Origin of the sequence: Paraburkholderia kururiensis (genome assembly GCF_034424375.1) — a bacterium.
GTDB lineage: Bacteria > Pseudomonadota > Gammaproteobacteria > Burkholderiales > Burkholderiaceae > Paraburkholderia > Paraburkholderia kururiensis_A.
This window is the reverse complement of the sequence record NZ_CP139965.1, coordinates 1,462,027-1,487,715: the sequence shown is the minus strand read 5'-3', so window position 1 is coordinate 1,487,715 and position 25,689 is coordinate 1,462,027. Positions and strand designations below refer to the sequence as shown.

General features: G+C 64.7%; 24 protein-coding genes and 1 pseudogene. 10 read left to right on the top strand and 15 right to left on the bottom strand.

Annotated features, from left to right (window positions below; all coding sequences use genetic code 11):
- Positions 1-7: 7 nt before the first annotated feature.
- The 5 genes from U0042_RS06740 to U0042_RS06720 all read right to left on the bottom strand — a co-directional run bounded on the left by U0042_RS06740 (position 8) and on the right by U0042_RS06720 (position 5,176).
- Positions 8-712: a C39 family peptidase gene (locus U0042_RS06740; protein WP_114811901.1), complete on the bottom strand. Its 705-nt coding sequence runs from the start codon at positions 710-712 to the stop codon at positions 8-10.
- Positions 713-735: 23 nt separating this feature from the next.
- Entirely contained in the window at positions 736-1,230 is a 495-nt protein-coding gene (locus U0042_RS06735) for a hypothetical protein (protein ID WP_114811899.1), read from the bottom strand.
- Positions 1,231-1,436: 206 nt separating this feature from the next.
- Positions 1,437-2,681, bottom strand: a complete 1,245-nt coding sequence (locus U0042_RS06730; protein ID WP_198665346.1) for a hypothetical protein — start codon at positions 2,679-2,681, stop codon at positions 1,437-1,439.
- Between the two features lie 687 nt (positions 2,682-3,368).
- A complete protein-coding gene (locus U0042_RS06725) occupies positions 3,369-4,145 on the bottom strand; it encodes an alpha/beta fold hydrolase (RefSeq protein WP_114811891.1) in 777 nt (258 codons plus the stop codon).
- The gene (locus U0042_RS06720) at positions 4,142-5,176 is read right to left on the bottom strand and encodes a M14 family zinc carboxypeptidase (protein ID WP_114811889.1); all 1,035 of its coding nucleotides are present in this window, start codon (positions 5,174-5,176) and stop codon (positions 4,142-4,144) included. The genes U0042_RS06725 and U0042_RS06720 overlap by 4 nt, the downstream gene beginning before the upstream one ends.
- A gap of 323 nt (positions 5,177-5,499) precedes the next feature.
- Between U0042_RS06720 and phnC the strand changes: the two genes are divergently transcribed.
- The 3 genes from phnC (at position 5,500) to phnE (ending at position 8,359) form a co-directional block, all read left to right on the top strand.
- Positions 5,500-6,390, top strand: coding sequence for a phosphonate ABC transporter ATP-binding protein (gene phnC / locus U0042_RS06715; RefSeq protein ID WP_114811887.1), 891 nt, complete (start codon positions 5,500-5,502; stop codon positions 6,388-6,390).
- A 98-nt stretch (positions 6,391-6,488) separates the two neighbouring features.
- Positions 6,489-7,466, top strand: a complete 978-nt coding sequence (gene phnD / locus U0042_RS06710) for a phosphonate ABC transporter substrate-binding protein (protein ID WP_114811885.1) — start codon at positions 6,489-6,491, stop codon at positions 7,464-7,466.
- Entirely contained in the window at positions 7,463-8,359 is an 897-nt protein-coding gene (phnE, locus tag U0042_RS06705; RefSeq protein WP_232833436.1) for a phosphonate ABC transporter, permease protein PhnE, read from the top strand. Before phnD ends, phnE begins: the two co-directional genes overlap by 4 nt.
- Positions 8,360-8,522: 163 nt before the next feature.
- On the opposite strand, the gene U0042_RS06700 is transcribed toward phnE, so the two are convergent.
- Positions 8,523-10,289 carry a PLP-dependent aminotransferase family protein gene (locus U0042_RS06700; RefSeq protein ID WP_232833435.1) on the bottom strand — a complete coding sequence of 589 codons (1,767 nt, stop codon included), beginning with the start codon at positions 10,287-10,289 and terminating at the stop codon, positions 8,523-8,525.
- A gap of 148 nt (positions 10,290-10,437) precedes the next feature.
- Here U0042_RS06700 and U0042_RS06695 point away from each other — a divergent pair, with 148 nt between their 5' ends.
- The 5 genes from U0042_RS06695 (at position 10,438) to U0042_RS06675 (ending at position 15,375) form a co-directional block, all read left to right on the top strand.
- The gene (locus U0042_RS06695) at positions 10,438-11,733 is read left to right on the top strand and encodes a 4-aminobutyrate--2-oxoglutarate transaminase (RefSeq protein ID WP_419150495.1); all 1,296 of its coding nucleotides are present in this window, start codon (positions 10,438-10,440) and stop codon (positions 11,731-11,733) included.
- A 56-nt stretch (positions 11,734-11,789) separates the two neighbouring features.
- Positions 11,790-13,241 carry an NADP-dependent succinate-semialdehyde dehydrogenase gene (gene gabD, locus U0042_RS06690; protein WP_114811881.1) on the top strand — a complete coding sequence of 484 codons (1,452 nt, stop codon included), beginning with the start codon at positions 11,790-11,792 and terminating at the stop codon, positions 13,239-13,241.
- A 432-nt stretch (positions 13,242-13,673) separates the two neighbouring features.
- Positions 13,674-14,210 (top strand): PAAR domain-containing protein, encoded by a 537-nt coding sequence (locus tag U0042_RS06685; RefSeq protein ID WP_114811879.1) that lies wholly within the window; start codon positions 13,674-13,676, stop codon positions 14,208-14,210.
- The gene (locus tag U0042_RS06680) at positions 14,210-15,025 is read left to right on the top strand and encodes a hypothetical protein (protein WP_114811878.1); all 816 of its coding nucleotides are present in this window, start codon (positions 14,210-14,212) and stop codon (positions 15,023-15,025) included. Before U0042_RS06685 ends, U0042_RS06680 begins: the two co-directional genes overlap by 1 nt.
- Entirely contained in the window at positions 15,022-15,375 is a 354-nt protein-coding gene (locus tag U0042_RS06675; protein WP_114811876.1) for a hypothetical protein, read from the top strand. The genes U0042_RS06680 and U0042_RS06675 overlap by 4 nt, the downstream gene beginning before the upstream one ends.
- A gap of 304 nt (positions 15,376-15,679) precedes the next feature.
- Here U0042_RS06675 and U0042_RS06670 read toward each other — a convergent pair whose 3' ends face one another.
- Positions 15,680-16,720: a helix-turn-helix transcriptional regulator gene (locus U0042_RS06670; RefSeq protein WP_232833434.1), complete on the bottom strand. Its 1,041-nt coding sequence runs from the start codon at positions 16,718-16,720 to the stop codon at positions 15,680-15,682.
- A 117-nt stretch (positions 16,721-16,837) separates the two neighbouring features.
- On the opposite strand from U0042_RS06670, the gene U0042_RS06665 reads away from it, so the two are divergent.
- Positions 16,838-18,187 (top strand): APC family permease, encoded by a 1,350-nt coding sequence (locus U0042_RS06665; protein ID WP_232833433.1) that lies wholly within the window; start codon positions 16,838-16,840, stop codon positions 18,185-18,187.
- Positions 18,188-18,211: 24 nt separating this feature from the next.
- Here the strand turns inward: U0042_RS06665 and pcaF are convergent, their stop codons facing one another.
- Positions 18,212-19,414, bottom strand: a complete 1,203-nt coding sequence (gene pcaF / locus U0042_RS06660) for a 3-oxoadipyl-CoA thiolase (protein ID WP_114811872.1) — start codon at positions 19,412-19,414, stop codon at positions 18,212-18,214.
- Between the two features lie 280 nt (positions 19,415-19,694).
- On the opposite strand from pcaF, the gene U0042_RS06655 reads away from it, so the two are divergent.
- Positions 19,695-20,519, top strand: a complete 825-nt coding sequence (locus U0042_RS06655; RefSeq protein ID WP_114811871.1) for an IclR family transcriptional regulator — start codon at positions 19,695-19,697, stop codon at positions 20,517-20,519.
- Positions 20,520-20,540: 21 nt separating this feature from the next.
- On the opposite strand, the pseudogene U0042_RS06650 reads toward U0042_RS06655, so the two are convergent.
- The 7 genes and pseudogenes from U0042_RS06650 to U0042_RS06620 all read right to left on the bottom strand — a co-directional run.
- Positions 20,541-21,065, bottom strand: a pseudogene (locus U0042_RS06650) (MFS transporter); the annotation flags it as partial.
- A gap of 243 nt (positions 21,066-21,308) precedes the next feature.
- Positions 21,309-21,599 (bottom strand): PAAR domain-containing protein, encoded by a 291-nt coding sequence (locus U0042_RS06645; RefSeq protein WP_114811867.1) that lies wholly within the window; start codon positions 21,597-21,599, stop codon positions 21,309-21,311.
- Positions 21,600-21,790: 191 nt separating this feature from the next.
- The gene (locus tag U0042_RS06640) at positions 21,791-23,308 is read right to left on the bottom strand and encodes a T6SS phospholipase effector Tle1-like catalytic domain-containing protein (RefSeq protein ID WP_114811865.1); all 1,518 of its coding nucleotides are present in this window, start codon (positions 23,306-23,308) and stop codon (positions 21,791-21,793) included.
- Positions 23,309-23,310: 2 nt separating this feature from the next.
- Complete coding sequence (locus U0042_RS06635) at positions 23,311-24,006, bottom strand: DUF3304 domain-containing protein (RefSeq protein ID WP_114811863.1); 696 nt, start codon at positions 24,004-24,006, stop codon at positions 23,311-23,313.
- Between the two features lie 2 nt (positions 24,007-24,008).
- Positions 24,009-24,704: a DUF3304 domain-containing protein gene (locus U0042_RS06630; protein WP_114811861.1), complete on the bottom strand. Its 696-nt coding sequence runs from the start codon at positions 24,702-24,704 to the stop codon at positions 24,009-24,011.
- A gap of 2 nt (positions 24,705-24,706) precedes the next feature.
- Positions 24,707-25,216, bottom strand: coding sequence for a DUF3304 domain-containing protein (locus U0042_RS06625; RefSeq protein ID WP_114811859.1), 510 nt, complete (start codon positions 25,214-25,216; stop codon positions 24,707-24,709).
- Positions 25,217-25,220: 4 nt separating this feature from the next.
- Positions 25,221-25,508, bottom strand: coding sequence for a hypothetical protein (locus U0042_RS06620; RefSeq protein WP_198665345.1), 288 nt, complete (start codon positions 25,506-25,508; stop codon positions 25,221-25,223).
- Positions 25,509-25,689 lie beyond the last annotated feature (181 nt).

The following is a 25,689-nucleotide window of genomic DNA, read 5'->3' as shown; positions in this document are numbered from 1 at the left end:
GCGGTTCTCAGAATTCGCCCGGACCGAGCTTCGGCACGACCACCTGAAACAGGCTGTCGCGCGGTATGCCCACGTAGAGCGGCGCTTGCGGCGCAACGTGCCAGTCGCTGGCGTCGTTGAACCTGGGCGGCTCGGCCCGGTTATGGATGACGAACACCACGTGGTCCTGCCATCGCTCTTCGAAAGTTTCCTGCGATATGGCGCGCGTGCCCGTGGCCGGATCGCCGATCAGCACGCGGCCATTGTGCATGCCCTTCACCACCACGAAGTGGTGATAACCGTGTTCGACGATCAGCACGATGGCGGGCGTCTTCGTCTCTTCGAGCTTCGCGAGCGGCACTTCGTAGCCGTCCGCCAGGAAGCCGTGCGCCATCAGGAAATTGCGGATGTCGAGCAGAGAAAAACCCTCCCTGCGGATCTTCTCCTGGTTGCCGTGCTCGTACATTTCCACGAAGGCCTGCTGCTCCGTCACCGGATAGTCGTACTGGTAAGTCAGCAGCGTCGCCACTGCCGCCGAACCGCAGCTGAAGTCGAATTGCTGCTTCACGGTGCGCTTGAAGCGGGCCTCCTTGAGGCTCGTCACGTGCATGCCGTAATAGCCGCCGCGCGGATCGGAGATGTTGATCGAGTCGGCCGAGGCAGCCTGCACGATCAGGCCGGCCGCCAGCGCGGCACACGCAAAAACGATCTTCCTCGCTGCGTTCGGGTTCATGACTTGCCCGCACTCGATTGCACTCAATTACCGAAGCGCACGTTCAAGACAGTGGCGTTCTGGATCAGCACGTTCGCGCCGGTGTTCTGGATCACCGTGGGCAGCCCGCTCGAGTTCGAGAACGAGCCGTCGTTGATCGAGTTCGAACCCGTCACGACCTTGTAGGCGGTGTTGTCCGCCACCGTGCCGGTCAGATTGTTCTGGCCGACCATCACGTCGCCGCCGCGCTGCGTATCGAGCCGGCTTGCGTCGAGCGCCACGCCGAACTGGGCATCGGGCGGTGCTATTGCTGCGGCGGCCGGGGCTGGGGATACAGCGGGCGCTGGAGTGGCTGTGGTGGCTGCGCTCTGTTCCCGCGCAGCACTGCTTATGGGCACTGCCGTCGCCTGCGCTGTCCGTGCAGCCTCCGTGGCTACGCCCGTTGCCGCCGCTGGAGCATCGGCGGCCTGGGCCGCGAAGCTGGGCAGCGCGAACACAACAGGCAATACCAGCTGCGCAAACCGTTTTTGCGCTTGCATGGTGGTCTCCCTCGTCCTGCAGTCCTGCATGCGGCCGGATGCCAGGCACGCACGACCGGTTGTCTGCGATGCCTGCCGTGTGCCATGGGTGGGCCGGAGCAACGAGGCCCGACGCGAGGCACAGGGCGGCGGAGCGACCGCCGCAGGGCGCTGACCACGCGCCCCGCGACGAGTCGCACGACTGACTGCTTACGTCGACTGACCGCTCAACGTCCGACCGTCAGGTTGGCCTGCACGGTCACGGCCTGTTGCACGAGCGATGCCGCGCCGCTGTTCTGGTTCGCGATCATGATGCCCGCTGCCGACTGGCCGACGCTCGACATCGCGTTGGACATGTCGAACGTGCCCGCGCTCACCGCAATGGTTCCGCCATTGCCGCCTGCGCCGCCCGCTGCGCCATTGCCCACGCCACCGTTGCCGGTGCCGCCCGCTCCGCCTGCGCCGCCCGCCGCGCCCACGGCGCCGTTGCCGGCCGTGGCGCTGCCGTTGCTCGCCGTGGTGGATGCGCCGCCGTTGGTCGCGCTGCCGCCGGTGCCCGTGCCGCCTGCACCGCCTGCACCGGCCGTGCTCGTGGCTGCGCCGCCGTTACCCGCGCTCGCCGCCGCTGCGCCGCCCGTGCCGGAGCCAGCTCCGCCCGTGGCCGTGGATGCGCCCGCCGTGCCCGCGCCGCCCGTGCCCGTGCCGCTTCCGCTGCCGGTACCCGTGCCGGTGCCCGTGCCTGCGCCGGTCGAGGCCGACGCCGCGCCGCCACCGCCGCTCGTGCGTGCACGTGCGTCGCCCGTGCTGCCGCTGCCGGTGCCGCCGCCGAAGCCCTTGCCGAGTCCGGCTGCATCGCCGCCCAGACCGACCGAGGCCGCGAGCGCTCCACCGCCCGTGCCGCTGCCGCGTCCGCCGGCCGCACCGGCGTCCCCGCCTTGCGTGCCGCCTGCCGACGCCTGACCGCCGCGGCCGCCGTTGCCGCCATAGCCGTCGCCGGCCGTGGCGCTGCCGTTGCTCGCATTGCCGGCCGTGGCGCTGCCGTTACGCGTATTGCCGCCGCTGCCGCCGGCGCCGCCTGCACCGCCGGCTCCGCCCTTGCCGCCATAGCCGTCGCCGCCATAACCCGCGCCGCCCTTGCCGCCGCGGCCGCCGTTCGCGTTACCCCAGTTCCCCGCCTGGTTGCCGATGCCGGAGACACTGAGATTCGTCACGGTGCCGTCGAGCTTGCTGAGCGCGACAACCTTGGTGGAGTTGAAGGAATCCTGGTAGGCGGTGGCGCCTGCAGCGAGTTCGTTGGCGTTGCTACCCGTGGTGCTGGTCTGCGTGGAGCTTGCGGAGCTGGTGAGCGTGTTGGCGCCAGTGGTGGACTTCTGGTCGCATGACTTGCTCGTGTCACTGCATGGATTTGCCATTGCGTATCCGCTGAAGCCCAGGGCCAGGGCCGCGGCGGACGCCAATAAGGTTCTGCGCATGGAATCCTCCTGTTCGTGATGAGGGGCGGCTTGGCCAACCACGCCAATCCGCGGCACGTCAACGCATAGGTGATGCCATTCGCGCAAACCGTTGACAGACAAGGGAAAGTTAAATTTCTCGAAACGCGCGGTATTTTTATAAGGGTTTTCCCTTATATTTTATGTTTCAGCCGCGCAACGGGAAAATCGGAGCATATCGCGGCGATTAAAATGTGCGCTCGCACATTTCCATAACATTCATGGAATTACAGAAGGAATTTGAAGTTTAATCGTAAAAATAAAAAGTGTTTCGTTGCTGCTATCCGGAAAGACGGTGTAAGACCCGGAAAGCACGAGGGGTAGCGCGCAAACGATTCAACGTTCACTTCCTGCGCCTTGCCCAGAGCGGGTGCGGCGCTTGCTCATAGTATGGGTTCGGCGCGCCGCCCCTGCGCGACAGGCGCGGGAAAAACGTATCCTTTCACGTTAGGCAGACCACAAAGCGCGAATTAATTCGCCAATTGCGAATCCATTATGCATGGCGATTTCCGGGCAAGGCAATACAACCGTCATACGAGATTGCAGCGCACCAATATGCACGTCCGTTCGCCTTGCTACATTGTCGTCTAATTATATTTTCGTCTGACGTGCAAAAGTATTTAAAGCCTTTTTTATCCCGGCTTTTAAATGGACCGTACGCCATGGCTGCTATGAGCCGGCCTGTACGGTTTCGGCCATCCAGTGGTGGACGGCCTGGCAAATCCATAGAGAATCGTCGTGCGGAAGATCGTGGCCGGCCCAGGGATGCTGAAGATGCGTGGCCTGCCAGCGCGCCGCGAGTGTCTGCGAGCAGACGGGGTTCACGAGGCTGTCGCCGCGCGAGGAGAGCACGAGCACGGGGCTCGCGGGAGCCCTCGCCTGTGCCGAGAAATGCGCCGCGGCCCACAGTTGCCTCAGCGCGTTCGCACGTGTGACGGGCGCACTGCGCCGGATGGCCGACCATACCGCGACGTCCTCGTCGAAGCTCTGCCGGCGGTTGCAGGTGAGCCGGTGCACGCGTGCTTCGATGGCATTCGCATTGCGCGGATCGCCCCACGCGAGCGCGATGCGCGCGAGGTCCGGCCACGCGCCCGGCTGCAGGCGTTCGGTTGCGCGATTGAACGGCCGCATGCTCGTGTTGATCAGCACGAGCCGCGTGACGTCGGCGGGATGACGCGTGGCCCAGTCCGCGGCCACCATGCCGCCCAGCGACATCGCAAGCACGTTGAACGGTCCCGTCTTGCCCGCCTGCAGCAGCGCCAGCCGCACGAAGCCCACCATGTCCGCCACCTGGCCTGGCGAACGTAGGGCGGCGAACGTGCCGTTGCCGGGCAGGTCGAGCGCGTAGACGTCACGCGCCGCCAGGGTGTCGCGCAACATTTCCGGCAGCACGCCCCAGTGGCGCGCTTCACGCGTAAGCCCCCGCAGCAGAATCCAGGTACTCATGCGCCGGGCTTGCGATACCAGTGCGCGATGGCGCGCTGGAACATCTGCTGGCGCGCATAGCCCTGCGGCAGCCAGCGTTTCGACGAAAACGCGGCGCGCGCGAGGAAGTCGAACAGGTTCGCGTGACGACGCAGCACGCGCGCCGTGCGATGCGCCATTACCGGGTTGAAGATGCCCTGGCGCGAAAAGATCTGCCGCGGATTCTTCTTGATCCAGAGCCACGAGCCCAGTTCGAGCGTGAGCGGCAGGAAGATGTTCTGCACGGGCGCGCGGTCGTAGGCGCAGTCCCATAAGTCGCCGTGCAGCAGGTACTGGTGGCTCTGCGGCTCGAACTTGTAGCCGTGATGCGGATGCGCGCCCTCGAACATCGACTTGAGCGCGTACATCTCCGGCAGGTGGTGCATGAGCTTGCGCGTACGCGCGTAGGGAAACCAGATGCTGTCGGCCCAGCCGTAGCCCGAGTGGCAATCCAGCGCGATGCTGAGCGGCCGCGCCGCCAGTTCTTCCTCCACGAGCTTGAGAAGCGCCGCGGCCTCGACCTCCATCGGCTCGCCGCGCCTGCCGCGATACCAGGGCAGCCACGCGCCCACGCGCTGGCCGCCCGCGAGAAACGGCACGCGCGCGTCGGCGTCTTGCGGCGCGTTGCGCATCAGGTCCACGCCGTTCGGATTCGCGCGCGTGGCCTGCCACATGCCGCCCGGGTTCACGATGGGCATGAACACGAGCCGGATGGATTCGAGCTGGCGCAACAGCAGATCGTCCCATTCGAGACGGCCCACCAGCGCGCGCATGTAGTCGAGCACGAGGTGCGTGCCGATGCGTTCCAGGCCATGAATGCCGCCGAAGAAACCGATGGCGGGCGCGGCGGGATTGTCCGAGCCGATACAGGCGGTGTAGAGCCGGAAGGTGCGGCCGTGAACGTGCGTTTCGCCGGCGCTGCGGATGTCGAACCAGGCACGGCCGTCGTCGAGAATCGATTTCAGGTCTTCGTATTCGGCAAAGCTGTCGGGAAGGAAACTGAGGGCCTGCATGGCGACGCCGGTTCCTTTCGCTATTGTCGGGTTTGCCGGGCCTGTTCGGGGCACGCGCTAATGCTTCAAATATAGCCGCTTCATGACGAATAAAGCATGACAGTGTGACCTTTCACACGAACGTCACACGGCATTCGCCTGCGTGTGCCTTGCGCCCGTTCGTCATGCGGTTCGCCTGCGCGATACACATATAGTCATCTAGACGTCTCGATGGCTTCACCGAACCGTCATAGACCCTTCCTAGAATGCCTCGACATTCACGGGCGCACGCACTCGAACCAGCGCATTCGCGCGCCCGCGCCTGAAACCACGACGGAACTGTGATGGACGCCATTCGCATCGAACGCCTGTCGAAGACTTTCAGCAACGGCCGCAAAGCGCTCGACGAAATCGATCTGCGCATCGAGCCCGGCGAGATGGTCGCGCTGATCGGCGCGTCGGGCTCGGGCAAGTCGACGCTGCTGCGCCACATCGCGGGCTTCACGGCGAGCGACGCGCAGCCTTCGCTGATCTCCGTGCTGGGCCGCCCGATCCAGCAGAACGGCAAGATCGTGCGCGAGGTGCGCAGCATTCGCCGCGACATCGGCTTCGTGTTCCAGCAATTCAACCTGGTCGCGCGGCTTACGGTGGAAACGAACGTGCTGATCGGCGCACTCGCGCGGCTGCCGCTGTGGCGTCGGTTGATCGGACACTTTCCGCGCGAGGCGCGCGAGATGTCACTCGGCGCGCTGGCCGAGGTGGGCATCGCGGAACACGCCTACGAACGCGCGTCGACGCTTTCGGGCGGCCAGCAGCAGCGCGCGGCGCTCGCACGGGCCCTTGTGCAGCGCGCCCAGATCATCCTTGCCGACGAGCCCATTGCCTCGCTCGACCCCGAATCGTCGCGCCGCGTGATGGACATGCTGCGCGCGCTCAATGCGAACCACGGGCTCACGGTGCTCGTGTCGCTGCATCAGGTGGACATCGCGATGCAGTACTGCCCGCGCACCGTCGCGCTGCGCCAGGGCCGCGTGGTCTACGACGGGCCCTCGGCCGCGCTCACGCCGGCCTTGCTGCAAAAGCTCTACGGCGACGACGCGCGCACGCTCTACGAAGGCACGCACTACGAAGCCACGATCATGCGGCGCGACATGCCGCCGGCGGCGGCCGCGCAGGCGGAATGCAGCGCCAGCCTCGTCGCGCCCGCAAGGCATCGCGTCGCCACGCCGGTTTGATCACCGCGTCGAGCAGTCGCGCACACGATTGACGTCAAGCCGCCGGCTCAACCATTCGCCGCCCCTTCATCACCGATCCACCCAACGGACCCGTTCTCATGAAACTGCTTCGCTTCCTGCTTGCCGGCGCCGCGGCCTGCGCCACGTTCGCCAGCGTGACCGCCCACGCCGAAGACCTGAGCTTCGGCATCATCTCCACCGATTCGTCGGCTGTGCTCAAGCAACGCTGGCAACCGCTGATCGACGACCTCAACAAGCAGACCGGCCTTTCCGTGAAGGCGTTTTTCGCCACGGACTATGCGGGCATCATCGAAGGCATGCGCTTCAACAAGGTGCAGATCGGCTACTTCGGCAACGCCTCCGCGATGGAAGCCGTGGACCGTGCCAACGGCGAAGTGTTCGCCAAGGTGAAGTACGCGAACGGCGACGCGGGCTACCACTCGGTGCTCATCACGAACGTGGCGAGCCGCTTCAAGACGCTCGACGACGTGTTTCGCAACACGAAGGACGTGAACCTCGGCTTCGGCGACCCGAACTCGACCTCGGGCAGCCTCGTGCCGGGCTACTACCTGTTCGCGAAGCGCAACGTGCCCGTCAACACGTCGGCGTTCAAGATGGTGCTGCCCGCGAGCCACGAAGCGAACCTGCTCGCCGTGGTGAACAACAAGATCGACGTGGCCACCAACAACACCATCGAGCTCGCGACCCTGCAAAAACAGCATCCGGACAAGTACGCCCAGGTGCGCGTGCTGTGGACCTCGCCCATCATTCCGTCGGACCCGCTCGTCTGGCGCAAGGACCTGCCCGACGCCACCAAGGAAAAGCTGCGCAACTTCTTCTATCACTATGGCGAGAGCGATCCGCACGAGAAGGCGGTCATGGCGGCGATCACGGGCTTCGCGGGATTCGCGCCGTCGTCGAACGAGCAACTGCGTGCCGTGCGTGAAATCGCGCTCTTCCAGCAAAAGCAGAAGATCGCGAACGACACCCAGCTTTCCGACGACGACCGCAAGACGCAGCTCGCCGCGCTCGACGCGAAGCTCGCGGCACTCTCCGGCACGGCGCCGAAGCAATGAACGCGGCGGACGTGGCGGCTTCGGCTGGGTCGGCACAGGCGCCGGCTTCGGTCGCGACATCGGCGGATCGCAACGCGCAGGCCTTGGCAGCAGGCGCCCGTGACGGCCGGGCCGCGGCACTGCGCCCGAAAGCCCCAGCCAAACGCGGCTGGACCTCGCTCGCGGGCTGGGCCATCGCGTTCGTGCTGCTCGGCGCGTCGTGGCGCGGCGCGGACATGCGCCCGCTCGAACTGTTCTCCGACGCCGGCAACATGGGCCAGTTCGCCCGCGAATTCTTCCCGCCCGACTTCACCGAGTGGCACACGTACCTGCATGAAATGCTCGTGACGCTCGCGGTCGCGATCTGGGGCACGGCGCTCGCCATCGTATGCGCGGTGCCGTGCGGCCTTGCCTGCGCGCACAATCTCGCGCCGCGCTGGGTGCTGCATCCCGTGCGCCGCGTCATGGACGCCTGCCGCGCCATCAACGAGATGGTCTTCGCGATGCTGTTCATCGTCGCGGTGGGGCTGGGGCCGTTCGCGGGCGTGCTCGCGCTCTGGGTCCACACCACGGGCGTGCTCGCCAAGCTCTTCGCCGAAGCCGTGGAAGCCATCGATCCGCGCCCCGCCGAAGGCGTGCGGGCCACGGGCGCCTCGCCGCTCGACGAGATCGTCTACGGCGTGCTGCCGCAGGTGCTGCCGCTGTGGATTTCGTATGCGCTCTACCGCTTCGAGTCCAACGTGCGCTCGGCGATGGTGGTGGGCATGGTGGGCGCGGGCGGCATCGGCGTGGTGCTGTACGAGGCGATCCGCTCGTTCAACTACGCGCAGACCTCCGCCGTGATCCTGATGGTGATCGTGGTGGTGACGTTCATTGACGTGGTGTCGGCCTGGCTGCGGGAGAGGGTTACCTGAGCGAGTTAGCTGAGCGGGTTGCCTGAGCGGGCCACCTGAGCGCGTGACCTGAAGGCCTCGCGCGGCGCATCGGCCGCCGGCCCATCGCCTGGGCCGAAGCGTGCACGATGGACAGGACGCGCGCGAGGCGGCTGCCATAATCGCGCGGTCGCCCTCGTCTACGTCACCCCTCCCTGTGCCGATGGAAACGGCCGTCGTCCTGCTGGTTCTGCTCTCCGCCCTGTTGCGCGCTTCCTGGAACGCCTTCCTGCATCTCTCCGACGACCGCGTCTGGCTGCTCGGCATCATACTCGGGCAGCGTGGCGTCGATGGCTTCGGCGAGCAGGCCGAAGGCAGGCGCGATCTCCTCGTCCGGCACGCAGGCGTAGCCCGCGAGCAGCCCGCGCGGCGCGCTCGCCGGTTGCGCGTAGTAGCCCGAAAGCGGGCGCACCACGATGTTGCGTTCGAGCGCCGCGGCCGCCACGGCGCGGTCGTCGGCGCCCGGCGGCAGTTGCATGACGAGGTGCAGGCCGGCGTCGCCGCCCACCGCGGGCAACGCGTCGCCGTAGCGGGCCGCGACCGCGTCGAGCAGCGTCTGCCGACGCTGCCCATACAACGCCCGCATCTTGCGGATGTGCGACGTGAAATGCCCCTCGGCGATGAACTCGGCGAGCACCGCCTGCTGCAACAGCTGCCCTTCGCGGTACAGCTCGGCGCTGGCGGTGGCGAAGGTATCGGCAAGCGCTTCGGGCACCACGAGGTAGCCCACGCGCAGCCCCGGAAACAGCGTCTTGCCGAAGCTGCCCACGTAGATCACCTGGCCCGCCGTATCGAGACCCTGAAGCGAGGCGAGCGGCCGGCTGCCATAGCGGAACTCGCTGTCGTAGTCGTCTTCGATGATCCAGCAGCGGTGCTGGCGCGCGTACTCCAGCAGCATGCGGCGCCGTGCGAGCGTCATCACCATGCCCAGCGGATATTGATGCGAGGGCGTGACGAGCATGAGCTTGGGCGGCTGCGCGAGATCGTCGGGCGACGGGGCAATGCCTTCGCTATCCACGGCAATGGGCCGCGACTGTAGACCCGACACGTGCAGCACGCTGCGCACGCCCCAGTAGCACGGGTCTTCGGTCCAGATCACGTCGCCGGGATCGGAGAGCAGCCGCACGGCCAGATCCACGGACTGGTGGATGCCCGTGGTGATGACGATCTGCTCCGGCGCGCAGCGCACCGAGCGCGAAGTACGCAGATAGTCGGCCAGCGCGTGGCGCAGCGAAGCGAGGCCGCCGCCCGGCGCATAGGTGAGCAGGTCCGGCCGCAACCGTCGCCAGTATTTGTTGTGCAGGCGGCTCCAGACGCGCGCGGGAAAACGCGAGACGTCCGGCACGCCTGGCATGAAGGCGCCCCATTGACGCTTCGAGACGCCGGCCCCTGCGATGAGCCGGGCGCCGCGGGCCGAGAGCACGTCGGCGGGATCGAGGCGCGGGGCGGCGAGGCCCAGTGCGCTGCGATCCGCCGTGTAGAGCAATCCGGCCGCGGAACCGGCCACGCCCGCCGACGCGTCGCGCCGCCCCGCGAAGCCGCCGCCGGCCGGCTGCGCTGGCCGGCCTGTCTGGAAGACCGCGCCGGCCGACGAGCCCTCGCCGCTCCTCGCGGCGTCGCCCATATCGCCGACGATCTCGTCCGGCGCGCTGTCCGCCACGAACGTGCCGCGCCCCGTCGCCGAGGTCACGTAGCCTTCCAGCGCCAGTTGCTCGTACACCTGCGTCACGGTATTGCGGGCGATGCCCAGCTCGCTCGCGAGCAGCCGCGACGACGGCACCCGCGTGCCGGCCGGCAGTTCGCGGGACAAAATGGCCTGCTGCAGCAGCCGGTGCAACTGGCGATAGACCGGCTGGCCGCTGCCGCGGTCGATGCGCTGGGCCAGCCAGTCGGAGAGCACGCTCTTGCGCAAGATTGGCTCCTAAGAATTTACCGAAATGGCTCTGAAACTCGGAGCCAAACCTGAGTATAGTCGCTGCACGTACCGCGCACGACGCGGGAGCTGCGCGCCATTTGCCCACCCCCGCCAACCCCGCTAACCATATGGGAAGGAGATCACTGTGACGAACGCCAACGACAACGCCGGTCTGCATAGCCGCAAAGACGCCGCTACGCCTCGCGGCGTGGGGGTGATGTGCAACTTCTACGCCGAGCGCGCCGAAAACGCGGAACTCTGGGACGTGGAAGGCCGCCGCTTCATCGACTTCGCGGCGGGCATCGCCGTGGTCAATACGGGCCACCGGCATCCGAAGATCGTCGCGGCCATTCGCGAGCAACTGGACCGCTTCACCCACACGGCGTACCAGATCGTGCCGTACGCGTCGTACGTGGAACTGGCTGAAAAGATCAATCGCCGCGCGCCCGGCAACTTCCCGAAGAAGACCGCGTTCTTCACGACGGGCGCCGAGGCTGTCGAAAACGCGGTCAAGATCGCGCGCGCCCACACCGGCCGTCCGGGCGTGATCGCCTTCACGGGCGGCTTCCACGGCCGCACGATGATGGGCATGGCGCTCACGGGCAAGGTCGCGCCGTACAAGATCGGCTTCGGGCCGTTCCCGGGCGACGTGTTCCACGCGCCGTACCCGAACCCGCTGCACGGCGTGAGCACCGCGGACGCGCTGCACGCCATCGAATTCCTGTTCAAGGCCGACATCGATCCGAAGCGCGTGGCGGCCATCATCTTCGAACCCGTGCAGGGTGAAGGCGGCTTCTACCCGGCGCCGGCCGACTTCGTGCGCGGCCTGCGCAAGATCTGCGACGAGCACGGCATCCTCCTCATCGCCGACGAAGTGCAGACGGGCTTCGCGCGCACCGGCAAGCTGTTCGCGATGGAGCATCACGACGTGGTGCCCGACCTCATGACGATTGCCAAGAGCCTGGGTGGCGGCATGCCGATCTCGGGCGTGGTGGGCCGCGCCGACGTGATGGACGCCGCGGCGCCCGGCGGCCTCGGCGGCACCTACGCGGGCAATCCGCTTGCGGTCGCGGCCGCGCACGCGGTGCTCGACGTGATCGACGAAGAACGCCTCTGCGACCGCGCCACGGCACTCGGCGAACGTCTCAAGGCGAAGCTCAACGCGCTCAAAGGCGAGGTGCCGCAGATCGCCGACGTGCGCGGTCCCGGCGCGATGATCGCCGTCGAGTTCTGCAAGGCCGGCACCGACCAGCCGGACGTCGACTTCACGAAGCGCGTGCAGGCGCGCGCCCTGGAGCGCGGGCTGCTGCTGCTCGTGTGCGGCGTCTATTCGAACGTGATCCGCTTCCTGTTCCCGCTCACGATCCAGGAAGCCGTGTTCGACGAAGCGCTCGGCATTCTCGAAGAAGTGCTCAAGGAAAGCGTGGCCGTGGCCGCATGAATCTGACTGAACGCGCCTCACCGAACGCACCTGCACCTGACCGACCGGAACCGCACATGAAGCTCAACGATCCCTCACTGCTGCAAACGAAGGCGTACCTCGCCGGCGAATGGCAAGGCGCCGACGACGGTTCGACCTTCGACGTCGTGAACCCCGCCACGGGCGAGCGCATCGCCGACGTGCCGCGCATGGGCGCGCCCGAAACGCGCCGCGCCATTGCCGCGGCCAACGCGGCGTGGCCCGCGTGGCGTGCGAAGACCGCCAAGGAACGCTCGCAGATTCTGCGCAAGTGGTACGACCTGATGGTGCAACACGCCGACGACCTCGCGCTGATCCTCACCACCGAGCAGGGCAAGCCGCTCGCCGAGGCGAAGGGCGAGATTCTCTACGCGGCGTCGTTCATCGAATGGTTCGCGGAGGAAGGCAAGCGCGTCTACGGCGACACGATTCCGACGCCGGCCGGCGACAAGCGCATCGTCGTGACGAAGGAGCCGGTCGGCGTGTGCGCGGCCATCACGCCGTGGAACTTCCCGGCGGCGATGATCACGCGCAAGGTAGGCCCCGCGCTGGCCGCGGGCTGCCCCATCGTCGTGAAGCCGGCGGAAGCGACGCCGCTGTCGGCGCTCGCGCTCGCCGTGCTGGCCGAGCGCGCCGGTGTGCCGAAGGGCGTGTTCAGCGTCGTGACGGGCGACCCGAAAGCGATTGGCGGCGAACTCACCAGCAACGCGACCGTGCGCAAGCTCTCGTTCACGGGCTCGACGCCGGTGGGCCGTCTGCTGATGGCGCAATGCGCGCCCACGGTGAAGAAGGTTTCCCTGGAACTGGGCGGCAACGCGCCGTTCATCGTGTTCGACGACGCCGATCTGGACGCCGCCGTGGCCGGCGCCATCGCGTCGAAGTACCGCAACAGCGGCCAGACCTGCGTATGCACGAACCGCTTCTACGTGCACGAGCGCGTCTACGACGCGTTCGCCGCGAAGCTGCAGGAAGCCGTGATGCAACTGAAGGTGGGCCGCGGCACGGAGCCGGGCGTGGTGCAGGGTCCGCTCATCAACGAAGCGGCCGTGCTGAAGGTGGAGTCGCACATCGAAGACGCGCTCGCCAAGGGCGCCCGCGTGCTGACGGGCGGCAAGCGTCACGCGCTCGGACACGGCTTCTTCGAACCCACCGTGCTCGCCGACGTCACGCCCGCCATGAAGGTGGCACGCGAAGAGACGTTCGGGCCGCTTGCGCCGCTGTTCCGCTTCTCGTCGGACGAAGAAGTGATCCGCCTCGCCAACGACACCGAGTTCGGCCTCGCCTCATACTTCTACAGCCGCGACATCGGCCGCGTCTGGCGCGTAGCGGAAGCGCTCGAGTACGGCATGGTGGGCATCAACACCGGCCTCATCTCGAACGAGGTGGCACCGTTCGGCGGCGTGAAGCAGTCGGGCCTCGGGCGCGAAGGGTCGCACTACGGCATCGATGATTACGTCGTGATCAAGTATTTGTGTATGGGTGGGGTTTAGCCTTCTCTGAAGGACTTCCGTTGCGAGGGTGGCGCCACCTGCTACGCGCGCCAATGCGGCGGAAGTCCACAGCAGCTGGGTCCGGGTCACCGCATCGAACCTTGTCCGGCGCGCGCCGCCGGGCAGTCGTCCAGGCCACCGGGAAGCTCCTCCCGCCGTCCGACCGTCAGCACCAACTCGCGCAATACACGTCTCTCCACTGCTGGCGCTCCCGCCATCCACGGCGGCGTCCCACCACGGCGCGATGGATCTGTCGCACTCGACAGCCCACATCAATTTCATTCGATTTGAATCCCCCGCACGCAGGCGACGCGCAGCGCCACTTCCCGAACGGAAGCGACGTGCCGCTGAGTATCGTTTGGCAGTCTCTTTCTTGCCATTACATCAACTGCATGGTAATTAAACGGCTGCTCCGGCACTCAACGGTCCAATATGCGACGCAGTTATCTAAAAATCGGCGATAAATCGTCGGCCGACGGAACGGTCATCGAGGGAATTCCCGGCGTAACACATAACGGCACCGAATTCACTTTTGTCGGCGCACACGTGGACTGTCCCACTTGCAAATCGGTAGGCGTGATCGCCGCCCAGGGCCCTCGCTGGCCTGGCTCCATGATGGGAAAGGACAGGGCACTGGAAGGCGATATCTGCATGTGCAAATGCTCGCCACCGCCGACCATGATTGCATCTCAGTCCGTCATGTTCGAAAGCTTCGAAGGTGATGCATTAGCGACCATGGGTTTTGCGCCCAATGGCGAGCCTCTTGAGCACGCCTTCAACGGCTATAACCAGCACTTTCTGATAATTAATAGCGACGGGAAGCCGGTAGAAGGACTGCCCTACCTTCTCAAGAGTGCGGATGGCACAACTGTGAAGGGCACCACATCGAGCGCCGGCGTAACCGATCTGGTATCGGCTAACGGTGCGCACGATGTCCAGTTTCTGCTCCGCACCGTGAGAGGCGAATAATGCAGTTAGCCAGCGGCGTGATGACCCCCAAGGATGACCGCAAGCCGATCACGGTGCAATGCAAGGTCTACTGGATTCATCGTCACGAATGGAATGCCCAATGGATCGCGCAATATCATGCCGCGACACCGTCCCTCGCAAAAGAGATACAGGCGCGCAAGGTCGATATGTCCAGACTGGACAGCGAACGTGTCGACGGATCGCCCACGGGCGGCAACGAAGCAAACCGGTTCACGTGCGAAGACTTCGCGTTCGAGGTCCTCATAGAATTTGCGTCGCGCAACAAACTTCCACTGAAAATCAAGACGGATTCAGCGGTCTTCAAAAACATCGACAAGGACTTCAGGTCGGGTAGCAAAACGGCTCCGCCGACACCGGCCGGATTCGCACTCGACGTGGCCTATGCGAGCGGCGCTCCCGACGTACTGAGGAACTCCTCGCCTGTTGCGGACAGTGACCTGTTGCCAGGTGATCTCTTCGTCGAATTCAACGGCGGCCACATTCAGGTGGTTACTAGCGTTGCACCTGGCAAGATCGATATCATGCAGGGCAACTTCCCGGGCCCCGGCGAAACACCCAGGAGAAAATGGACAAGCTACCTGGAACTCGGTCCGTGGTTGCGCTCAACGAACGACGGCAACCGGAAAAGCTCGAACTATCTGGGTGCCCCCGTTCAGGACGCCAGCTATGAGCAGCGCGGCGGCAAGTGGATGTATCAACGCCATTACGGCAACTATCAAAACTGGGACAGTGATGTCTGGGGCACCATGAACAAGCATGTCCGCTGGAACTTCGCCGAGTTCAACAATCTATGAGACTGCGATTTATCGCCGTGGCGTTGGTCGTGCTCGCCCTGTGCTACTTCGGTGCGGGCGCGCCCGCAATGACCTTGCTGCTCAAACCCGCGATCGTCGGCGATGGATTGGCGCTGAAATCGATCACGTACCATTGGGCCAATCGCGCCGACCGCGCCATACCGGAAACCGAGTTGCTGGCCAGCCGCTTTTACGTGCTGCTGTTCGCCGCCGTCACCGTGGGGGCGGCGTTGTCTGCACTCAAAGCCGATCGCGACATCAGGCGTTTCGCTTTTGCTTTCGGCTGGTCCATCGTCCTCTTCGGCATCCTGGTCTATGCGCAGATGCAGGCTTTTTACACGGTCGGCTAAGTCATGAAACAACGATCCACAGTAATGCTGTCCGTCGTTGCCTTGCTAATTGCGATAGTGGGACTCGTATTCACCGGAGGCACGCTCCTTCGACTCAGAGGCCTCGACCAGTTGCATCGCCTTCTGAGCTACGACTACATGAGTTTCGTCGATAGTCAGGCCGATGGCGCCCTCGGTAGTGTGGCGAACGACTTCTTCACGGGCATTGCCCTCATGCTCGTCGGGTGCGTCCTTTTCACAAGGGTGGCGAAAACTGGTCGCGTTGCAGGTGTTATATCGGCGTTTCTGTTTGTGTTCGTCGCCGTCACGTTGGTGTATGCCTGCCTGACGTCTCGCGTTGGGACGACACCGTATTGATGCGGCGTTCTGTGGCGCGCTCCGTCCTATCCCCATTCAGCGCCACCACCTGCCCCGCCAGCTCGCGCAGCCGCGCCCGTAGCTCGGGCGGAGCAAGCACTTCCACGTTCGGGCCCATCGCCAGCAGCTGTCCGGCGGCGAAGTCGAAGGTCTCGACGGGTAGCGTCACTTCGTGCCAGCCATCGGCATCCGCGGGTGCAATCGCGGCCTGCTCTACCGACGCCGCGCCGAGCTTCGCGAGCCGCGCCATGCCTTCGCGTGTCACGCGCAACCGCGCCGTGCCCTTGAGCAGGCTCTTTTCGTAGGCGGCGACGGACGCGCTCCATTGCGTGCGCAGATCAAAATCGCGTGGCCGCTCGAAGCGCTCGTTGTCGAGCACCTCGAGCCGCGTGATGTTCGCCACCTTGTAGACGCGTTGACTGTCGCGCACATGCGCCACCAGATACCAGTCGCCCGCCTTGAGCACGAGCCCGAGCGGCTCGCGCTTGCGCATGCCCGCGCCTTGCCAGCTGCGGTAATGCATCGCGACGCGCTTCTGTTCCCACACCGCACGCGCAAGCTCCGGCAGCAACGGCACGGGCGCGGGCCGCTTGTACCAGTCCACCGGATCGATATGCAATCGCGCGCCGATTCGCGATGTCGCCGCGCCGCCGTCGCCGGGCGCGGCCGCGACGAGCTTCAGTTGCGCGGCGCGCAATTCGTCGGCAAGACCGAGGTCGGCTGCCGCGCCGCCCAGGCCCGCGAGTGCGAGCGTGTCGGCATCGGCGCGAGTGAGATCGGCAAGCGGCGTGCGATAGCCGTCGAGCAACGCGAAGCCGCCTCCGGGCCCGCGGTCCGCGTAGACCGGCACGCCCGCCGCACTCAACTGATCGATGTCGCGATAGACGGTGCGGATCGAAATCTCGAACTCGTCGGCCAGCGCCTGCGCCGTGACGCGTCCGCGGCTCTGCAGCAACAGCAGCATCGAAATGAGGCGGCTCGTACGCATGCGGCATGTTCCTCGCAGCTTGGGAAATCCTGACACCGGTTGTCAGCTATTGGGCAGTATAAGAACGGGTGAGGCAACGGTGCACCGCACTCGCGCTTCTTCACTACGGAACCGTTCATGTCCACTGTTCGGAAAAGCGCTCCGGCAAGGCCCGGAGTTGGAGTTGACGGCGCGGTGTCCTGCGTCGCGCACGAGACCGGCTCGTCGTCCGCTCGCCGCGGTCGGCTCACCGTGCTGCAAGGCACGGCGCTCTATATCGGCGCCGTGCTGGGTACAGGCGTCATCGCCCTGCCCGCGCTTGCCGCGCAGGTGGCGGGACCGGCCTCGCTGCTCGCGTGGCTCGCGCTCGTCGTGCTCTCGGCGCCGCTTGCCGCGACGTTCGCCGCGCTCGGCATCCGCTTTCCCGATGCGGGCGGCGTCTCCACTTACGTGCGCAATGCGTTCGGCCCGCGCGCCGCGGCAGTGGTGGGCTGGTGCTTCTACTTCACCGTGCCCGCAGGCTCGCCGGCCGCGGGCATGTTCGCCGGCGCCTACGTGGCCGCGGCCTTCGGCGGCGGCGAGCACACGATGATCGCGACGGCCGCGGCCCTGGTGCTCATCGTGAGCGCGGCCAATGCGTGGGGCCTGACGGTGTCCGGGCGCCTGCAGCTCGTGCTCGCCGCGCTACTGGTGGGGTTGCTGCTGGTCGCAGTGGCCGCGTCCGCGCCGCATGCGCGCGCGGTCAACCTGCATCCGTTCGCGCCGCATGGCTGGCTTGCCGTCGGACCTGCCGCCGCGTTGCTCGTATGGAGCTTTGCGGGCTGGGAGGCCATCACGCATCTGGCCGGCGAGTTCCGGCATCCCGCGCGCGACTTGCCGCTCGCCACGGGCATCGCGGTTGTGGTGGTCGGCGTGCTGTACATGGCCGTGGCCGCCGCGAGCGTGCTGGTGCTTGGGCCAGCCGCGGGCGCATCGACTGCGCCGCTCGCGCAACTGCTGGCAAGCGGCGTGGGCGCCAGGGCTCAGGCATTGACCGCCGTGGCCGCGCTGCTGCTCACGCTCGGCACGATGAACGCGTACTTTGCGGGCGCCGCCAAGCTGGGCGCGGCATTGGGCCGCGACGGCGCGCTGCCGGCATGGCTTGCGCGCGGCAGCCTGGCGGGCGACGTGCCGCGGCGCAGCCTCGCCGTCGTCTTCGCTCTCGCGGCGAGCATGCTGATCCTGGTGGCGGCGACCGGCATCGGGACGAAGTCGCTCGTCATGATGACGACGGGCTCGCTGGTCGCGATCTACGTGTTGGGAACGGCCGCGGCGCTGCGGCTGCTGCCGCGCGGCAGCGCCGCGCACCGTTGCGCGGCGGTGGCCTTCGCGGCCGTGGTGGGACTGCTCGCGCTGACCGGCTGGTATCTGCTGTGGCCGCTCGCCATTGCGGCGTGCGCGCTGGGGTATCTGCGGATGCGTGGAAACCCTCCACGCACCCACGCCTGAGCGCACCGGTTCAGGTCGCGTCGATCAAACCCGCTCGATCGCGATGGCGATGCCCTGGCCCACGCCGATGCACATCGTGCAGAGCGCGTAGCGGCCCTGCGTGCGTTGCAGTTGATACATCGCGGTGGTGACGAGACGCGCGCCGCTCATGCCCAGCGGGTGCCCCAAGGCGATGGCGCCGCCGTTCGGATTCACGCGCGGGTCGTCGTCGGCTACGCCGAGCATGCGCAGCACGGCGAGCCCTTGCGAGGCGAAGGCCTCGTTCAGTTCGATCACGTCGAACTGGCCGATGCTCATGCCCAGCCGCGCGAGCAGCTTCTGCGTGGCCGGCGCCGGGCCGATGCCCATCACGCGCGGCGCCACGCCCGCCGTCGCCACGCCCAGCACGCGGGCACGCGGCACGAGGCCGAAGCGCTTCGCGCTTTCTTCGTTCGCGAGCAGCAGTGCCGCCGCGCCGTCGTTGACGCCCGAGGCATTGCCCGCCGTCACCGTGCCGTCGGGCCGCACCACGCCCTTGAGCTTCGCGAGCGCTTCGAGGCTCGTTTCGCGCGGATGCTCGTCTTTCGCGACCACCACGGGCTCGCCCTTCTTCTGCGGGATCGTGACCGGCACGATTTCCTGCGCGAGCGTGCCGTCGGCCTGCGCGCGCGCCGCCTTCTGCTGGCTGCGCAGCGCGAAGGCGTCCTGGTCCGCGCGGCTCACCTGGTAGTCTTGCGCCACGTTCTCGCCGGTTTCCGGCATCGAGTCCACGCCGTATTGCTGCTTCATCAACGGATTGACGAAGCGCCAGCCGATCGTGGTGTCGTAGACCGCAGCCTCGCGGGAGAACGCCGAAGCCGCCTTGCCCATCACGAACGGCGCGCGGCTCATGCTTTCCACGCCGCCCGCGATCATCAGCCCGGCCTCGCCCGATTTGATCGCGCGCGCGGCGATACCCACAGCGTCCATACCCGAGCCGCACAGGCGGTTCACCGTCGAGCCCGGCACGCCTTGCGGCAGGCCCGCGAGCAGCAGCGACATGCGCGCCACGTTGCGGTTGTCTTCGCCGGCCTGGTTCGCGCAGCCGAAGATCACGTCGTCGATCGCGTTCCAGTCCACTTCCTTGTTGCGCTCCATCAGCGCCTTGAGCGGCACGGCGCCCAGGTCGTCGGCGCGCACCTGCGCGAGGGCGCCCGCGTAGCGGCCGATGGGGGTGCGAATGGCGTCGCACAGGAAGGCTTCGGTCATCTGTGTCTCCGATGGCAGGTCATGGTTCAAAAAGTTCTGTATACGAACCATAGATCGCATAACGAACATTGAGGCCGATGTTAGGCCCGCGCGGACCGGCATGTCAAGCCGCGCCCCGGCGCCCGGTGCCATCCACCGGAGCGCCCGCCTCAGCCACAGCAGCTTCGCATCCACGGCAAGACTCGCGCGAAGCGCGGTTGGCGAAACAAAACGCATGCGCTATCTTCTCGGGTTCCTGAGACGGCGCGCCTCTTTGCCTCCCCGCCTTCCCCTTGCGTTTATGAGCCCAGCCCCCGACGACCTCACGCCCGTTCCCGACACCGCCGCCCAGGCGCCCGACAAACCCGGCGATTCGTACGTGCAGTCGTTCGCGCGCGGTCTTTCCGTGATCCGCGCGTTCAATGCCCAGCGGCCCGAGCAGACGCTGACCGAGGTCGCCGCCGCCACGGGTCTCACGCGCGCGGGCGCGCGGCGCATCCTGCTCACGCTGCAAACGCTCGGGTACGTGGAAACCGAAGGGCGGCTGTTCCGGCTCACGCCGAAGATTCTCGACCTCGGCTTCGCCTATCTGACCTCCATGCCGTTCTGGAACCTTGCCGAGCCGGTCATGGAGGAACTGTCGGCCGAGGTTCACGAGAGCTGCTCGGCGGCCGTGCTGGACCGGACCGAAATCGTCTACGTGCTGCGCGTGCCCACGCACAAGATCATGACGATCAATCTGTCGATCGGCAGCCGGCTGCCAGCGTATTGCACGTCGATGGGCCGCGTGCTGCTTTCCGCGCTGGACGACGCCGCGCTCGATGCCACCCTCGCCGCGTCGCCGCTCCAGACCCACACGACGCGCACCGTCACGGACAAGGACGAGCTGAAGAAAATCATCGCGCAGGTGCGCCGCCAGGGCTGGGCCATCGTGGACCAGGAACTGGAAGGCGGCCTGATCTCGCTTTCCGCGCCCATCCGCAACCGCCAGGGACGCGTCATTGCCGCCATGAACATCAGCGGCAACGCGCAGCGCACCTCGGCAAAGCAGATGGTGAAGGCTTTTCTGGAGCCGCTTCAGCAGGCCGCGCAACGCGTGTCGCAGATGGTCGCGGTGCGCGGCTGAAGGCGCTGCTGCCCTGCGCCTTCAGTCCGTCGCCCCCTTCGCGGTCTCGCGCAGCAGCGAGACCGCCACCAGCGACGCCAGCACGCATAGCGTCACATAACCCGCCGGCGCGAGCTTGCTGCCCGTCACGCGAATCAGCCACGTCGCCACCCGTTGCGCCGTGCCGCCGAACACACACACGGCCAGCGCATACGCGATCGAAATGCCCGTTGCCCGCACGCGGCGCGGAAACGACTCGCACATCAGCGCGAACTCCGACGCCGAGCCCATCGAGCAGCACAGCAGCATCGAAAGCGACATCGGCAAGCCCGGCGTGTGAATCGCGTACGTGGGCATGTAGAAGTTGAGGATATAGATGGAAACCGTGCCGCCCATCACCGTGAGTGCGATGAGCAGCAGCGTGCGCAGATGCCCGATGAACAGCTCGCGCAGCATGCGACGAGAGAGTCCGTGATGTTCGGCGCCGAGGTTGTCGTCGGCCAGGCGCCGGCGCAGATAGATGCCGAATGGCGCGATCAGCAGACCGAGCGCGAAGGGCACACGCCATGCCACTACCGGAGAGCCGATCGATGACCATCTCTATCGCAAAATCAATGGGTTAAAGGCTTCGCAGCCCGTGCCCCTGCTTTGGCTCTTGCGCCGTGTAGCGGAAGTGTAAGCGGTTGGCGCCAGGCTTCCGATGCACTTCAGTAAAGCACGGCGGCAGAACATGCATATGCCAGCGTGTGGCAATGCCAGGTCGAACGTGCACGAATCCTGCTGCCGCGAAATCGGCAATCGGTATGGTTTCTATGCTCGGGCGGCGGAACGGTTCTGCGATGCGACCAGCAGCGGGCTCGGGCGGCACTCACACAGGCACCAGTCGCCGCTGAGCGCAGACTTCCTGCCGTCTGGCCCCTGCTCCAGCAGGCGCTCGCCCACACAGACAATTTTTCCCGTGGTACTGCACTTCGGGCACCAAACCGGATCGCCCTCATACGCTGCTGCCCTGCCGTCGATGATGTCGTTGCGCACCGTCGCGATTACGCGCCCGTTCGCGGTCGTGGTATCGCCGTCGCGGATGTCGTGGCGAATATTCATGCTGTTTCTCCCTCTTCAGCGTTATCCAGTCGGTCCGGGCACCGTCGCGACACGGCACGAAACGCCACCGCTCTGCTTCCGGATCGAAGAGCGCAACCTGCCGGGGTGCCAGCCACGCACATAATCAAGCGTCTCGCGCCAGGCATAGAGCAAGCGCCGTCGCTCGCCGTACGGATGGCTTGCTGTATTCATCACGCCCCGGAAAGCGCAACCTGCGGGGAGCCTTCGGCGGGAGCAACGTGTGTCGGCCTGGTGCCAGATTCAGTTGCAGTTGCGCGACTGCCCTCCACGTCGATGATCTGACGCGCACGCAGATACCCGCTGCTGTCGATCCGGAGGAACCCTGCGCGAGAGTCGTGCACGTACTGGTCGAAGAAGCGGACCATGTTGGCCGAAAGCTCCGGCGGGTTCAGCCACGCGTCCCAGTAGGCCTGCTGCTCTTCGGACAGCGGCTTGTTGAAAGGAGAGTCGCCACCGCCAGCCGTTTCCACCACACGGTTGTATTCGCTGCGATCCTTCTTCCACAACTGCGTGAGATAGGCGCGCCAGTTCATGGTGTCCGCGTCGATCTTCATCTGCTCGTGGAATTGCCGAATCCGCTCAAGCTGCGCCTGTATCTCTGGATCGGCCGAGCGCACATTCTTGTAGATGTCGGCCGGTCGCTGGTTGAATCGGACCTTCAGCCAGCCATAGAACAGGCGCATGTGCGCGAAGACCTGCTGTTCCAGCGTGCCGGTCGCGTTCACGGTACGCATGTATTCATCGAACAGCGCCTTTACGTCCTCGTCGTACTCGAACAGCGCGCTTATTTCCTTGCTGGCGAGTTTCGGCGCGATGAACGGCACGCCGCTGATTGCCGCATCAAGGCGCATGCGGTTCAGGGCGATACGTGCCAACAAATCGGAGCGCGCCTGTTCTTCAGGGCGGTATCCGCCGCCAACGTCGGAATGCACGCCCGGCAGAACGGTCTCCTCGTAGAACGCGGTACTGCCGCGCACGGGTGTCAGGGGAAAGCAGGCACGCAGTTCATGGCCGGAGACGAAATGCACGCACCGCTCGACCTGCTCGGGCACCTCCAAGCGCAGATCGGAAAGATTGTGGGCGGGCAGGCCAACCGATTCGACCGTGTCGAAGACGCCAAGGAAGCGAAAATGCAGCGGCGCGGATTCGCCATCCACTGCTGTCGGACAGGGCCAGTGTGCTACGCCATCCTTAAAAGAGCATTTCTTCAGCAGACGGTTCACGAATGCGCGCGCGAGTGTTGCGCCACGTGAGAAGCCGAATACGGCGATGTCGATGCGGCTGACCTTGTGGTTGTATTTCAGGTTTTCCGAAAACTCCTTCTCAGCCTTGTCCAAGCGCACATCGCTGCCCGCCCCGGCTCCGCCCCCCAACATTTCGCTATCGCGGACCCTTTCCCACCAGCCTGGATCGCTAGCATCGAGCGGTGTGCCCACGCCAGGATAGTAGAGTGGAACAATCAGCGGCAACTCATCAGCGATATGGCCTTTGTACAGACGAGCGATATTGGAAAGCTTCTGTTTGGGCTCGTCAATAGCGAGATTATTCCCCGTACCGTCGAAAAAGAAACTGAACCACGGCTGCTGTTCGCACGTCGTGCAGATCATGAACTCTTCAGCGTGCAACTGTGTTGCCGTCTTCATCGACCGCAGGAAGTGCATCGGATCGTCGGTTATCCAGTCTTGCATTTTTATTCTCCCATGTGGCGCATCACACGCTGACCGTAAAACAGTTTATCGACACGCGGACTCGCGGCATCGCCTGGTTCCCCCCGGTCCGGGATCACTTCAACTTCCACCTGATGATCGGAAAAAAATCTGACCATCAGGATGTTGTAGGCATCTTTCTTGGTTGGCATCGCACCTTTCACCACAACATCGCGGCTATACGTTTTCCACTGTGACTTGTCGTCCTGACGTCCACCGACGCGCCACACTACCTTGATCGTCTTGCCGACTCCGGGCATCAAGGAACAACAAATATGTCCGCTCGTTCCACCTCGCGAGAACTCCGACACCAAGACTCCACCCACTCCAGTATCCTTACCCTCGTCGGTCTGAATCCAGAAGTCCTGAATATAGTCCTCGGTGTAGTTCGCGCCCCACGCCGAAACATCCACATAACCGCGTGGCTGACCTGTCGCACAGGCTGCCAGCACGCACAGCGTCATCGTCATGAACACACGTGTCATCCACCGCGTGATATTGGTGTGCATCTGCCACGATTCGCCAATGTCACGGTTATTCTCCGTGCCATCGAAAAAGAAACTGAACCACGGCTGCTGTTCGCACGTCGTGCAGGTCATGAACTCTTCCGCATGCAACTGCGTGGCTGCTTTCATCGACCGCAGGAAGTGCATCGGATCATCGGTTATCCAGTCCTGCATTGTCATTCTCCCATGTGGCGCATCACGCGCGGTCCAACGAAAAACAGTTTGTCCATGCGGGGATTTGAGGGGCCAAAGCTGCCGTCGCCAGGAAAGACCTCTGCTTCAACTTCATGATTCGGGAAGAAACGAACTATCAGAACACTATGGTCTTTCGTGTCCCCCGGCATTTTTCCAATTACCACAACATCGCGGCTATACGTTTTCCACTGCGACTTGTCGTCCTGAGGTCCACCGACGCGCCACACGATCTTGATCGTCTGGTCTACGCCCGGAATTAGCGAACAGCATTCGGAGCCGCCCGCACCTCCCTTTGAAAATTCAGCCACATTGGCGCCGCCGATTCCTGACCTCTTTCCATCCACAGTCTGAATCGAGAAGTCCTGAATATAGTCCTCGGTGTAGTTCGCGCCCCATGCCGAGACATCGACATAGCCGCCTGACTGACCTGTCGCACAGGCGGTCAGCACGCACAGCATCATCGTCATGAACACACGTGTCATCCACCGCGTGATATTGGCGTGCGTCTGCCACGATTCGCCAATGTCACGGTTATTCCCCGTGCCATCGAAAAAGAAGCTGAACCATGGCTGCTGTTCGCACGTCGTGCAGGTTATGAAGTCTTCCGCATGCAACTGTGTCGCCGTCTTCATTGACCGCAGAAAGTGCTTCGGATCGTCGGTTATCCAGTTCTGCATTTTTATTCTCCCATGTGACGCATCACACGCTGGCTGTAAAACAGTTTATCAACGCGTGGACTCGCGGCATCGCCGGGTTCTCCCCGGTCAGGGATCACTTCAACTTCTACCTGATGATCGGAAAAAAATCTGACCATCAGGATGTTGTAGGCATCCTTCCTAGTTGGCATCGCACCTTTCACCACAACATCACGGCTATACGTTTTCCACTGGGACTCATCGTCCTGACGTCCACCGACGCGCCACACGATCTTGATCGTCTGGTCTACGCCCGAAATTAGCGAACAGCATTCGCGACCACCTTTACCGCCTCGTGAGAACTCCTGAACCTGAACACCCGCCAACCCGGTATCCTTGCCATCAACGGTCTGAATCCAGAAGCGAGGAATATAGTCCTCGGTGTAGTTCGCACTCCACGCAGAAGCATCGACATAGCCACGTGGCTGACCTGTCGCACAGGCGGCTAGCATGCCCAGCGTCCATACAATGAACATGCGCACAATCATCCTCATCGATTCATCCTCCTTGCTTTTGGGTTAGCTTATCGAGAACGGGCCAAAGCAACGGATCGATGTGAGCACTGGAACGTCCGGCCTTTATTTCATCGTCTGAAATAAACTCGGCCTGAATGGTGACCGCAGGAAAATCATTCATGAACCGGATAATGAGGTTAGAAAAATGACTGGGATCGTCTGGTGCCGAGCCGGTTAACACGACTGTCCTTTTGATGAATTGATTTCCCATGGACTGTTTGTCCAGTAAATGGTAATTTGCTCGCCGGGCCTCGGTAACTGATAGCAGCATGCGGCCGGTCCGACTCCTCCCATGGCAAGCGGCGGAATCGGCCCGCCGAACCCTACGTCTTTTGCATCCCGTGACTTGACAAGTACGGCTCCAATTTCGAAATCCGTATAGTTGACCGTAAAGATACCCACCTTGTTCAGCAAACCAGTTCTGCCGTGATCCGCATTGCTGCTACGCTGAC